The 12283-nt window shown below is 54.7% G+C and carries 13 protein-coding genes and 3 pseudogenes; 14 read left to right on the top strand and 2 right to left on the bottom strand.

Going from position 1 to position 12283, the window contains the following annotated elements; genetic code table 11:
* Positions 1-352: 352 nt before the first annotated feature.
* The gene (locus tag OSC37_RS17345; RefSeq protein WP_267164338.1) at positions 353-730 is read right to left on the bottom strand and encodes a hypothetical protein; all 378 of its coding nucleotides are present in this window, start codon (positions 728-730) and stop codon (positions 353-355) included.
* A 935-nt stretch (positions 731-1665) separates the two neighbouring features.
* Here OSC37_RS17345 and OSC37_RS17340 point away from each other — a divergent pair.
* The 11 genes and pseudogenes from OSC37_RS17340 to OSC37_RS17290 all read left to right on the top strand — a co-directional run bounded on the left by OSC37_RS17340 (position 1666) and on the right by OSC37_RS17290 (position 8993).
* Entirely contained in the window at positions 1666-2325 is a 660-nt protein-coding gene (locus OSC37_RS17340; RefSeq protein WP_267164337.1) for a hypothetical protein, read from the top strand.
* Between the two features lie 45 nt (positions 2326-2370).
* Positions 2371-2799, top strand: coding sequence for a CopG family ribbon-helix-helix protein (locus OSC37_RS17335; protein ID WP_267164336.1), 429 nt, complete (start codon positions 2371-2373; stop codon positions 2797-2799).
* Positions 2800-3074: 275 nt separating this feature from the next.
* A complete protein-coding gene (locus OSC37_RS17330; protein WP_267164335.1) occupies positions 3075-4331 on the top strand; it encodes an RNA-guided endonuclease InsQ/TnpB family protein in 1257 nt (418 codons plus the stop codon).
* A gap of 145 nt (positions 4332-4476) precedes the next feature.
* Positions 4477-4749, top strand: a pseudogene (locus tag OSC37_RS17325) (ABC transporter permease); the annotation flags it as partial.
* Positions 4740-5258: pseudogene (locus OSC37_RS17320) on the top strand (ATP-binding cassette domain-containing protein). The pseudogenes OSC37_RS17325 and OSC37_RS17320, both read left to right, overlap by 10 nt.
* Positions 5259-5356: 98 nt before the next feature.
* Complete coding sequence (locus tag OSC37_RS17315; protein ID WP_267164334.1) at positions 5357-5761, top strand: CopG family ribbon-helix-helix protein; 405 nt, start codon at positions 5357-5359, stop codon at positions 5759-5761.
* 141 nt (positions 5762-5902) lie between these two features.
* A complete protein-coding gene (locus tag OSC37_RS17310) occupies positions 5903-6586 on the top strand; it encodes an energy-coupling factor ABC transporter permease (protein ID WP_267164333.1) in 684 nt (227 codons plus the stop codon).
* Positions 6583-6906: a cobalamin transport operon protein gene (locus tag OSC37_RS17305; RefSeq protein ID WP_267164332.1), complete on the top strand. Its 324-nt coding sequence runs from the start codon at positions 6583-6585 to the stop codon at positions 6904-6906. Before OSC37_RS17310 ends, OSC37_RS17305 begins: the two co-directional genes overlap by 4 nt.
* A gap of 2 nt (positions 6907-6908) precedes the next feature.
* Positions 6909-7721, top strand: coding sequence for an energy-coupling factor transporter transmembrane component T family protein (locus OSC37_RS17300; RefSeq protein ID WP_267164331.1), 813 nt, complete (start codon positions 6909-6911; stop codon positions 7719-7721).
* A 68-nt stretch (positions 7722-7789) separates the two neighbouring features.
* Positions 7790-8599, top strand: a complete 810-nt coding sequence (locus OSC37_RS17295) for an energy-coupling factor ABC transporter ATP-binding protein (protein WP_267164343.1) — start codon at positions 7790-7792, stop codon at positions 8597-8599.
* A 4-nt stretch (positions 8600-8603) separates the two neighbouring features.
* Entirely contained in the window at positions 8604-8993 is a 390-nt protein-coding gene (locus OSC37_RS17290) for a CopG family ribbon-helix-helix protein (RefSeq protein WP_267164330.1), read from the top strand.
* Between the two features lie 166 nt (positions 8994-9159).
* Here OSC37_RS17290 and OSC37_RS17285 read toward each other — a convergent pair whose 3' ends face one another.
* Positions 9160-9900: a hypothetical protein gene (locus OSC37_RS17285; RefSeq protein WP_267164329.1), complete on the bottom strand. Its 741-nt coding sequence runs from the start codon at positions 9898-9900 to the stop codon at positions 9160-9162.
* A gap of 92 nt (positions 9901-9992) precedes the next feature.
* Here OSC37_RS17285 and OSC37_RS17280 point away from each other — a divergent pair, with 92 nt between their 5' ends.
* The 3 genes and pseudogenes from OSC37_RS17280 (at position 9993) to OSC37_RS17270 (ending at position 12276) form a co-directional block, all read left to right on the top strand.
* Positions 9993-10190, top strand: coding sequence for a DUF7511 domain-containing protein (locus OSC37_RS17280; protein ID WP_267164328.1), 198 nt, complete (start codon positions 9993-9995; stop codon positions 10188-10190).
* A 288-nt stretch (positions 10191-10478) separates the two neighbouring features.
* Complete coding sequence (gene tnpA / locus OSC37_RS17275; protein WP_267164327.1) at positions 10479-10868, top strand: IS200/IS605 family transposase; 390 nt, start codon at positions 10479-10481, stop codon at positions 10866-10868.
* Positions 10865-12276, top strand: a pseudogene (locus OSC37_RS17270) (RNA-guided endonuclease InsQ/TnpB family protein). The gene tnpA and the pseudogene OSC37_RS17270 overlap by 4 nt, the downstream one beginning before the upstream one ends.
* The last annotated feature ends 7 nt before the right edge of the window (positions 12277-12283 follow it).

Here is a 12283-nt window from a genome sequence, read left to right as displayed (position 1 = left end):
AACCCAACTAGTTTTAATCGAAGGCTCGAAACAACACGTTCAATCATTGTGAGATAACTGGTGGATATGTTGTGACACACTCTTGAGTGCATCGTGGTCGTATCCGTCCCACTGCTCCATGATCGACACACCGACGTTGCTACGCCGTTTCTCGAAGTCCCATGGCCAGTTCTCGGGACTAGGCAGGTTTCCACTCGACATTCATCTTTTGGGTTGGTTTCGGGTATATTATAACCACCGATGATTACAGATTTGACATTTCATAGAACACGCTTACTGAACAGAAGCTGTGTGTATCCTGTAACCGAACACTGGTCTGTGTTTCCGAACGGGTTTCCCTCTGCGGAGGGCTTTATTCTGGCCGTGCCCATTCGATTGCTTCGTCAACGTCGTTAAATATCTCGACCGTCGTTGATGCGGTGTCGATATTTGCTCCGATAGCGCGTGCTTTAATCCCCTCCGAAACGAAGGCAAGACGGTCGATTCCGGATTGGTCCGCCTTCGGACCCCAGTATTCGGCAAAGTGATTCTGCGTTTCTCGGCCCAGATCGATCTTGTCACCAAAGATCGTCACTGCACCTTCAACATCTGGCCTGCTTGCTTTTTTTGTCCAATCTTCCTCCATTATATCGGCATACTCGGTATCTCCGTTCCACTCGGTATCGTCAGCAATCAGAACACCATCCTCAATTTCGTGTGTAATCGCGAACGGGAGCTCATCAAGTGACATACGAAATCTTACGACTCCAAATTATAAAATATATGGGTTCAAATGGAGCAAAACCGTCGGACTAAGTGTCGCTTAATTCATACGGTCGTCCAAAATTATGTATCGCCGTGGCGCAACAATATTTGTGTCTCAGAGCGTGACGCTTCCAGTATGACGGCCCGGTCCTCAAAAGAGTCACGAACGACCGTATCAGTCTCTCAGTCTCTGGTCTCTGCATGTTTCACTACCTTTCTGATAAATTTCGGAAAGATTCACACTCGTCGCGGTACGTGGTCGGTCAGTCCAGGCCACCGACACAGCACTTCAGCATCCGCGGCGCTTGCGCCGCGGTTCACTGAACGCGAGGCGAAGCCGAGCGTTCAGCCTTTTTAGCGTAGATTTTTGCGACGAGAGGTGCCCACAGTGAGCGAAGCGAACGAGGACACCCGAGTCGCAAAAAGGTACGTCTACAGCGCTATTGAGTGAATGACGACTTATCTGATAAATCGGTAATAGCGCGTTACACTCGGTACGCGGGGTGTCACCCAACACCGGACACGCCGGAAACGAGGTGTGTGGTCAGCGTGGGGCATTGCAGCCTTATGTAACGATCCGTCCGAGTAAGAGTGATGTTTGTTACATAAGAACTGTCTACTGTCGCAGGTTCTCACGGATTCATGTATCAGTATTCCATCAGAACTGCCGTGCAAGATGGAAGGCGCATATCTTGCACCGACGTGAACTCCTCTGCTGGGTGCAACTGGTAGGCAGTAAAGGGGTTACACGTACCGCTGCGAGTGTATACCTCTCGATAACCACCCAGGAAACCGATAAGACATGTGGAGAATGAGTTCAGCAGAAGTAATCAATCAAACTCCCAGTAGTCAGAGAGATGGATTGGTACGCAGCTCAATATCCAAGCGATTTTTGAAAAGTGGCCCTGAATACGTAGGCAAATGCAGGACCCGGGTGCTGGGCGCACGCGGCGGGCATATCTTAAGCGACTACTTGGAGCAGGACTGCTCACGGGGCTGGCCGGGTGTCAGTCTTCGGGCGACGAGTCCGACCCGACTGAGGCGGCTTCCGAGACGACGACACCTGCATCAGCAGACACGGACACAGATACGCCGACTGCAAGATCGACATCCACTCCGACCGCGACGCCGACACCGGACCAGCCACCACGCATCGTCACTCACTCAGCGACGCCCGAGCAGAACGGCCAGGCACTGGCGTTCGCCATTGAGGCCGAAGACGACACCGCACTGAAGACAGTGCAAGTCGCCTACGCTGACAACAAGTGGACACGAAAGGATACCGGGGAAGCACAGTTTTCTGCAGAGGGCCGATTCACGGAATTGGCTAGCTCGAACCCGGCTGACGGTCGGGTGGCCTTCGTTGTCGAGGATAACGCAGGCCAAGAGGCGCGCAAGCATGTAGCGCCAGACGAACAGGCGCCCGCACTCTCTGAATTTATCGTTGAACCAACACAGAATGCTGGTGAAGTCACACTCACACTTCAAGGGGAAACAACGAAGGGCTTGCGGAATTCGCCGTTCACAGCGGTAACAGCGCGGAAGCCCACGGCTCACGCGGAGGAGGAGGTCAATCTGTAACTGAAGATGATAATCTTTAATATTTTCCGTGGCTCATATTGTTATATGAGCGTGGTCAGTATATCGATGCCCGAAGAGTTACTTAATCGAATCGACCAGTTCGCGGACGATCACGGCTATACTGGTCGCAGTGAAGTACTTCGTGAGGCGAGTCGAGACCTCCTCAGTGAATTCGAAGACAAAAAACTCGAAGACAGAGAGTTGATGGGTATCGTGACAGTGCTTTTCGATTACGAAACGACGAGTGTCGAAGAAAAAATGATGCATCTCCGGCATGAGCACGAAAACATCGTCGCTTCGAACTTCCATAGTCACGTTGGCGGCCATCACTGTATGGAACTGTTCGTGTTGGAAGGGTCGCTCGAAGAGATATCGACGTTCGTTGGAAAGATTCGAGCGACGAAGGATACGCTTACAGTCGACTACTCAGTGCTGCCGGTAGATGATTTCGGCCCGCTCGCTGATGTGAACTAATTCTGTTCTACCCTTCTTGCTGAATTTACGCTGTCTCTAGCAATATCTATACTCTAGTACACTTCAAGGCATTAGATATATACTTCCAAAAATGATAATTATAATAATATAATCTAGAGTTATAGGCTGAATAGGCGCAATACCACGGTCTTCAGGCCGTGGATACGCGCCGTCACTCAGTGACAGGTTCCACAGACTCAGACTGGGCCGGATATTCCACCGTCAATCAATTCTTTTAATACCATTCTACTCATAATCAATTATGAAGCCAGACTATGTTGGAGACGACTCGCACATACGTCGCCACCATCACGAACTACCAGCAGGTTCGTGACGACCTCGATGCGTGCGGGTTTGCTGCATCGAAATTGTGGAATGTCGGACGCTACTACATCCAAGGGCGGTGGGGCGATGACGGCGAGATACCCGATGAGAAAGAGCTCAAATCGGAGTTGAAAGACCACGAACGCTACAGTGACCTCCATTCTCAGTCAAGTCAGCGAGTTCTTGAAGAACTTGCTGAGGCGTTCACCGGCTGGTACAATTCCGACGACGGCAACAACCCACCGGGCTACCGGAAACGTGGTGACCAACACCCACGCTCGACCGTGACGTGGAAGCAGAAAGGAATCAAACACGATGCCAAGCACGGACAGGTCCGGCTCTCGAAAGGCTTCAACCTCAAAGATGACCGCTCAGATTTTATCCTCGTGGAATACCAAACCCGCCCCGACGTACAAGTGGAGAACATCCAGCAGGTTCGAGCGGTCTGGAACGGCGACCGATGGGAATTGCATCTCGTCTGTGCGAAAGAGATTCCCGTCGAAGATGCGCCCGGCGACAAGACCGCTGGCATCGACCTCGGCATCAGCAACTACCTTGCTATCGACTACGAGGACGGGCCTAGCGAGTTGTTCCCCGGAAACCGTCTGAAAGAGGACAAACACTACTTCACCCACACGGAGTACCAGACCGAAGGCGAGAATGGCCCGTCAAAGCGGGCTCGACGCGCCCGCCAGACACTCTCGCGCCGGAAAGATCACTTCCTGCATACCCTCTCGAAACATATCGTTGAACGGTGTCTCGAAGAAGGAGTCGAGAGGATCGCCGTGGGCGACCTAAGCGATATTCGAGAGGATGACGATGGTGACTCACGGGACTGGGGCCAGCGCGGAAACAAGAAGCTCCACGGCTGGGAGTTCAATCGTTTTACCGACCTGTTGGAATACAAAGCCGAAGAACACGGAATACTGCTAGACCGTGTGGATGAAGCAAACACATCCAAGACCTGTTCGTGTTGTGGGCAGATTCGTGACGCCAATCGCGTCGAGCGTGGCTTGTACGTCTGTGACTCGTGTGAGACGACAATGAACGCAGACGTGAACGGCGCAGTGAACATCCGTCGAAAGATAACTCAAACTCCCCCGACTGGGGATATGAGTAACGGCTGCTTGGCACAGCCTGGAGTCTACCTGTTCGACACAACTACGGGTGCGTTCCACCCACAAGAACAGGCAGACTGCAAACCCTAATATCCCAACGTTTGGGATTCACCCCGCCTTCAGGCGGGTGAGGATGTCAACAACACAGATGGTCAAAATTCGCGTCGAAGACTACTCCAGACAACAGGCACAACAACCGTTGCTGCGGCAGAATTCGCTGGTTATCTCGGTCAAGGAGGGGAACCTCTCGATGATGAAACTTGTTGCCCTCCCGAGCGCCGCGCCCCAGGTCTTGACTGGGTTCTGGACGAGTATCGGCCGTTGTTGGATGATCGTCGTCGGCGTGGAGTTGTTCGGCGCATCCGGCGTCGGCTACGAAATCATCAACGCCTCGAACAACCTCGCGATGGCGACCAGCGTCGCGTACATGTTCCTGATTAGCCTGGTGTTTCTCTGTATGGACGTTGGATTCCGACTGCTCGAACGGAGGGTCCTCGCATGGCGCTGAGTGACGAGTCGTCACCCAGTCGAGACACACACGAGAAGATCACCGTGCAGAACGGCAGCCGGTCTTACGAGTCAACGCAAGCGCTCGCTGACATCTCTTTTTCCGTGGCAGAGGGCGAGTTCTGCTGTGTCGTGGGTCCATCTGGGTGTGGGAAGACCACGCTGTTGCGGGCAATTGCCGGGCTCGACGAACTAGATGGTGGGTCGATACTGGTTGGTGGGGACCCGGTTGCTGGTCCTGGACTAGACCGGGGGGTGGTCTTTCATACGGACGTGCGTGATTCTGTCTGGACACACACTTGACAGACTGTCGTGTTCGTTACGCACGACATCGACGAGGCAGTGACCCTTGCTGATTGTGTGATTGTCATGGATGTCCAGTCGGGAACAGTACAGTCGACGTTCTCGATTGAGATAGAACGCTCACGTGAACGGACATCTCGTGACTTCGTAGACTACGTCGCGCGAATTAGGGATGAGCTTGGTAGTCCTGTCGACACTATCCAGTAACACACTCTTACAGTAAGATTGTTAATAAGTATCTACTATATCGTTATATATATTATCTTTGAAGATATATTTAATATATGCCCATCGTTAGCTCCTCGATGACGGAGCGACTCCGAAATGATCTCGATACGTTTGCAGAAGAACACGGCTACACAGGACGAAGTGAAGTCATCCGCGAAGCGTGCCAGTCACTGCTCGAAGAGTATCAGGAGACAGAGGGCGAAGATCGACGAGTACTGGCGACAATTACTGCTGTCTTCGGATACGACGAACCGGAAATCGAACGTCGGATGATGGATATCCGCCACGAATTCGAAGCGGTGATCCGATCGAATTCCCACAACTGCCTCGACGGGAACGCAGGCTGTGTGGAAACCTTCGTCATCGAAACTGCATACGACGACGCCTTGCGGTTTATCGGGACCGTTCGAGGAGCAGACGAGTCTGTTTCGGTCGAATACACGATGGTACCCGTCGACGTTATGAACGCCGATAGTAGCTAATGAGGGCCGAGAGAGCGCTTGGTCAACAGTAGTGTCGACCAGCTCTATTAATATTTAACTACACTCTACATTATAATTACTATCTATTTCAATCTAGTACAGTAAGATTATTATAATTGCAGTATATATTGATAACCAGATATGGCACATATCCACCTCGGAGAAGGGTCGTTCCCAGTTTGGGCGCTCGTTGTCTGGACACTGCTGGGGACGGGACTTCTCAGTGCAGTCGTTTACCGGGTCAGGAAAGGCGGTATCGAAACGCACCAGATCGCACTCGCAGGTATCGGGGCAGCTGCGAGTTTTGCGATCTTTCAGTTGAACATCCCTGTGTGGGGCGGTATTCACATGAACCTCACCGGCCTCGTGGGGATTCTCGCAGGGCCGCTACTTGGGACACTCATCGCATTGGTCGTGAACATCTTCTCGGCAGCGCTTGGCCACGGTGCAGTCGGTTTGCTCGGGGCGAATACGCTCGTCAACGCGAGCGAAGCTATTGTTGCCTACTATGCGTTCAAGGCGCTGTTAGAGTTAGACTGGGGTGTCTTCCCTGCAAGTGCCAGTGCTGCGACGCTTGGCCTCTCGGCGGGCGCATTCCTGATGGGTGCAATCATCGTCATCAGTGGGGTAAACGGGAGCGCACTGCCGCGTGGTGACCTAGCGATTGCGGTCGGTGGACTCGTCGGCCTCAATCTTGGCGTGGCCGTCATCGAGGGCATTCTGACGGGCTTTATCGTTCAGTTCCTCGCCGCTGTGCGACCGGATCTTCTTGGCATCACCGACCGCGACACTCGCGACGAAACAACCGGGGTGACTGCCTCGTGAAGCGCTGGAAGCAGTACGGGAGTCTGGCTACCCTCTTTGGAGCCTTCCTCGCCGCTGGCTTCTGGGGATTCACCGCAACTGGCGGCGCACTGCCGTGGGCCAAACGCTCCGCGAAGGCGCTCCAGCGCGGGACAAAAGAAAGTGGTGGTGCACTCGTTGACATCAGCCGCGGCATCGTTGTCGCTGGCCCCATTCGGAAGGGTGGGGTGATGCTTGAGTTTGGTGCTCTCGTTGCCCTCATGGCCGTCCTTGGCATCGGGCTGTACGTCTACGTCGACCGCTACGGCGGCTTCGAGGACGAGGAACGAGCGACACGATAACCGTGACGACGCTCTCGAATCACGTTCCGGACCCACGGCTCATCACGGCGTTCGCCGAGCAGCAGGACGGACCACTGCATCGTGTCAATCCCTGGACGAAGGTCGGCATCGTCGGTGTACTCGTCCTTGCGGTGACGGTGTTCGACCGCCTTGCGCTCCTGGCCGGACTGTACGGAGCCGTACTGGTGGTCTATGGACTCGCAGGGCTGCCGTATCGACGGCTCGCTGGCTGGTACACCATTCCGATGCTGTTCATCATCTCCGTCGCCGGGCCGCTGGCGTTTCTCGAACCTGGGACACCGATCGGGGGTGCGCTTTCGACGCCACTCGGTGAACTCTCGGTCACATGGGCTGGTCTCGTCCTGTTCGGGGAGCTCAGCTGTCGATCACTTACCGTCGTTACGTTCGTCTTGACGGCGTCGATGACGACGAAATACACCGATGTCGCGTACATGCTCGGGCAGTTGCTCCCGAGACCGATCGACCAGATCGCGCTTTTGACCTACCGGTTCACGTTCGTGATGATCGAAACGCTCGAGGACCTCGTGAAAGCCGCGCTCTCTCGCGGTGCAAACTTTTCCGAGTTCTGGTCGAACAAACGACTGTACGCAAGAATTCTCGGGATGACGATGTTGTCGGCGATCGAGCAGTCCGAACGGCTCGTCAAGTCGATGGAAGCCCGTGGCTACAACGGCGACATCACGCTGTACGGCGATGTCCCGAGGCCACCAATCCACGAGCTATTTTTGATAATCGGGTCGTACGTCGCTGTCGTCGGCTATGCTGCGGTCGCGGTCTACGGGGTGGGACTGTGAGCCGAGAAGACACTCCACTGATCAATCTCCAGTGCGAGGCCCACACCTACCCTGATGGGACCGTCGGAATGCACGACGTTGACTTCTCGGTGTACCCCAACGAGGTCGTTGCGCTCGTCGGCGGTAATGGCGCGGGAAAGTCGACGCTCCTCGAACATCTGAACGCGACACTCATCCCCGACGACGGCGAACTCGTCGTCGACGACACGCCGATTACCGACGATAACAAGGCACACGCACGGAAGGAAGTCGGGTTCGTCTTCCAGGACGCGGATACGCAACTCGTCGCACCAACGGTTCTCGACGATGTACTGTTCGGCCTCCAAAACTACGGCGTGCCCGGTGACGAAGCGAGAAAACGCGCTCGGGAGGCACTCACGACCGTCGACGCAAACCACCTCGAAGACCGAATCCCACACTATCTGAGCGGTGGCGAAAAACGGCTCGTCGGCCTCGCAGGCGTGCTGGTGCTTGAACCGAGCGTGGTCGTGCTGGACGAACCACTCGCAGGGCTCGACCCAGAGCGCTCCCAACTGGTCGCCGACCGCATCCAGCAGATTCACGATAACGGTATCAGTGTCGTCCTGTCGACACACGATCTCGACTTTGCCACAACAGTCGCGGATCGCGTCTGCGTAATGGCCGACGGCAATGTCGTTGGAAGCGGGACACCCAGAGAGGTGTTCTACGATGACGCATTGTTGGCAGAAGCGAACCTTCATCCACCGAGTGCAGTTCGTGTGGCTCGCGATGCAGGGCTGGGGGCGACGGCACAGCCGGTGACGGAAGCCGATCTAGTGTCCCTTCTCGACCAACAGACTGACGAATCTGAACTGGATCGTATTGCCCCGTCTGATAGTACATCGTCAAATACGTAGACTGATGCGTACGAGTTTCAATATCTCCGACGACCTCCTCGACGAATTCGATAAAACGTGGCAGGCAGAGGGATTGGATTCGCGTTCGCGTGGCGTCCGTGAGGCGATGCAAGAGTACATGCAGACCCACAGTAGATTGGAGGATCTTGAGGGCGACGTCGTCGTCATCATGTCGTTCGATTACGAACATGAGGCCATCATTGAGGATATCCACGACGTACAACACCGGTTCCAGGACGTTATCACGACCACGAATCATATCCACGAGGGCGAGTGGTGCCTGGAGACGCTTTTTTGTAGCGGGCCTGCACCACGCGTCCGAGACCTCACGTATCGCTTGCGTGATTTCGACGCGGTGAACCGAGTCAAATTGATGCTTCTCGCCGAGCAGTAGGTGCGTTCACGACTCGATAGTCGGATTATCGGACTCCCATCTGGTGGGTTCTTATATCGTCGCAATTGTCGTGTATCTTCTTGCGTTAGCTCGGTCCGATCAACCGCCAAAGTCGATCGCCGTAACGTGACGGTACCTACGTTCGCCAGCCTGGTGAATTGACAACTCAGTACGGTGGGTGGGAGGGTTCTGGACGCCGAGCAAGAACGTGTCCACTATGACACTGACAGTTACACTCGAAATACGCGGCGCGGTAGCCAGCGTCCTCGAACGTTGACATGAGCGAACGGCCTCGACTCTGATCAGCGACTTCCACATTGACGATCCGCTGGCTGCCGGTTTCGAGTGCCTCGAGCGCTTTGTCTTCGGTTGTTCGTTCGGGTTGAAGTACCTCCATCAACGGTGCCTCGACTGTCCAGTCGTCCAGTGTTGGCACTACTCCGGCTTCCATCGCCGCTTGGATCGATTCATCTTCGTAAAAGTACTCGGCTAGTTCCGGCCCGTCAAACGCCTTCAGTCGGTCTCTCTCCGATTCCGTGAAACGGGTAACGATCAAAAACGAGTCAAGATCGTGCTCGGATGCAACGTTCTCGTACTCACTGACTCCTTCCAGTCGTTCAGGTGTAGAAACGATGAAGATTGTGTCGAGATTGTCGGACCGGGCGTCGAGTTCTGCTGTCCCGGGAGGGCAGTCGAATACTTGCCATCTGGTTTCGAGCCTCCCTGACCGGTCGGAATCGTTGACGAACGCTGCTGCTTCGCCGTGGAGACGGACAGTCGTCCGCTCACAAAGGCGGTCAGCGAGCATCGATGCAACTGTTGTTTTACCAACACTAGTGTCGCCAACAAATCCGACGTTGTGGTATTCGCCTTGGACTTGTGAAGACTGCCGCTGTTGAGTAGCCATTACTATTATAATATAGCTTCTTGTTAATTATTCTTACTACTTACGATAGTTAGATTATTAAATAGAGAGTAGATATTAGCCAGTGAGGGACAATGTCTGAGCAATCACCGGAACAAAAAGATGGAGAGAATCCCGACGAGTATCGGTTGACACTACTCGGGTTCGTGGTGAGCAGAGAACACGACACTACCTGCACGATTTATCCCCCTGGTGTCGTCGTGCCAGAGCGAGGGTCGCGCTGGATCAAGGCAGTGGACGATGGCTTCGAGGATCTATCCAACTGTCGGTGATAGTAGTCGAAGCCGTCTTGGGAACGAGAGAGAGTATGTTATTCCCTACCGGATATTAAGATACAAAATATATCAGTAACGGTTATTAAATTATGATAGAGATGCGAGCGCATACCCCCGCCTTCTCGTGAGTGACGAGTGTTCCGACGCTCTGTCGGAACCGAGGAACGAACAGGCGGGGGTCAAGCGGACAGCATAGTGTGACAATCCACTGTTCTATTGCAGGGCTGGATTTCCCACCGCTCCTGCAAGATATTTGCCATAATATAACCATAGTGTGTAGCACGGATGAAGACTACACGGCACGCAACTTACAACCTTAACTACCACATAGTATGGCTCCCGAAGTACCGCAACGCGGTACTGACGGGCGAGGTTGCCGACCGTGTGGAATCCATCCTCCACGAAATTGCCGACAAAAAGGGCTTGGACATTCAAAACCTAGCTGTTCAGCCCGATCACGTTCACCTGTTCGTCAGTAGCCCGCCCAAACACAGCCCATCACTACTCGCCAACTGGTTCAAGGGGATCTCCTCACGGAAGTATAATCACCGCCATGCCGACCATGACGGCGAGAAAATCCGGTGGGCACGCGGCTACTACGCCGGAACAGCCGGACACGTCTCCGGCGAAGCTGTTGAGAACTACATCAACCGACACAAAGAGGCTGAAGCGTGACCGAACTCACGAAAACGCTCGAATTGAAGCTTGTGGACTCCAATTTCCACAAGCGGCAGAAGCTTCGTGAGACACGGGACGCGTACCAGCAGGCGCTTCAAGCCGCGTTCGCCGCTGGCTGTGACACACAGTCAACCGCCAACGACGTGGTTGTCGAGTACGACCTGAGCGGCTACGCCAAAAACGCCCTCAAGAAGTACGTCCCACAACTCTACAACAGCTACGACGCCGACGAGGTTCACGACGACCACCCAGTGCGGTTCACCAACGAGGGACTCCAACTTGACCACCAGCCACAGAACGCTATCGAGTGGTACGTCAAAATCCCGCACCACGAGGACTACCACCTCTGGATTCCGGCACGCGCCAATCCCGACCAACGGGAGTGGCTTGAAGCGTTGTACGCAGACGACGCCGAGCTGGGTGAGAGTCGGCTGTTTGAGCGGGACGGGACGTGGTATCTCCACGTCACCGCTACCCGAGATGTGGAGGACCAATCTGAGGCGTCCGCCGACGAGCGGACACCGGCAGACTCCTCTGCCGAGCCCTGTCTCGCTTCGCTCGACAGGACGCCGATAGGCGTGGACATTGGAGAAGCAAGTCTCGTCACGGTGTGTCACCGCGACAAGAGCGGTTCTCCGGCTCGCCCTCGCCTGTGGGCCGACGACGGCAAAGCCGTTCGTCGCCTCCGCAAAACCTACTTCACGGCCACAAGACGCCTTCAGAAGCGCGGCAGTGAGCGAATTGCAGAGTCTTACGGTGACGTACTGTGGGACCAGATTGACGATATATTCCACCGTGTAACCCGCGAGGTCGTGGACTACGCCGAGTCTGTCGAGAACCCAGTGTTGGTGCTGGAAGACCTGACGTACATCCGCGAGACCATGGACTACGGCGAGTACATGAACCGGCGGTTGCACGGCTGGGGCTTTGCCAAGCTCCACGCACAGATTCGCTACAAAGCCGCCGAGAAGGGGATTCCCGTCGAGACGGTGAATCCCCGGAACACGTCGAAGGCGTGCCACGCCTGCGGTGAACACGGCTCCCGACCACGACAGGCGACGTTCAAATGCTCGAACGACGGCTGTTGGGTCGGTGAGTATCAAGCCGATGTGAACGGGGCGATAAACATTGCAGACCGCTACCGTAGTGGAGAGAGTTACCGCCAAAGCGACCGGGCTTCCCCGCAGAAGGCCGGTGACGATGTCGAGAAAAATCGAAGATTTTTCGACCATTGGAAATCTCTGATTTCCAAGAACTCGGCTACGGATGGGGTCGTCCGAGAGAGCATCGCTCTCTCGTGATCACGAAAATCTTCGATTTTCGAACGACCTCTTTGACCGGGCCACAAGACAGCCACACCGATGCTGAAACCCAGCAAGAGACGTGTGGAACGTATGCGTCTTGAAACCAAC

Source organism: Halovenus salina (assembly GCF_026410925.1).
Classification (GTDB): Archaea; Halobacteriota; Halobacteria; order Halobacteriales; family Haloarculaceae; genus Halovenus; species Halovenus salina.
Note: the sequence above shows the minus strand (reverse complement) of the source record. Positions and strands in the feature narration are given on the sequence as shown.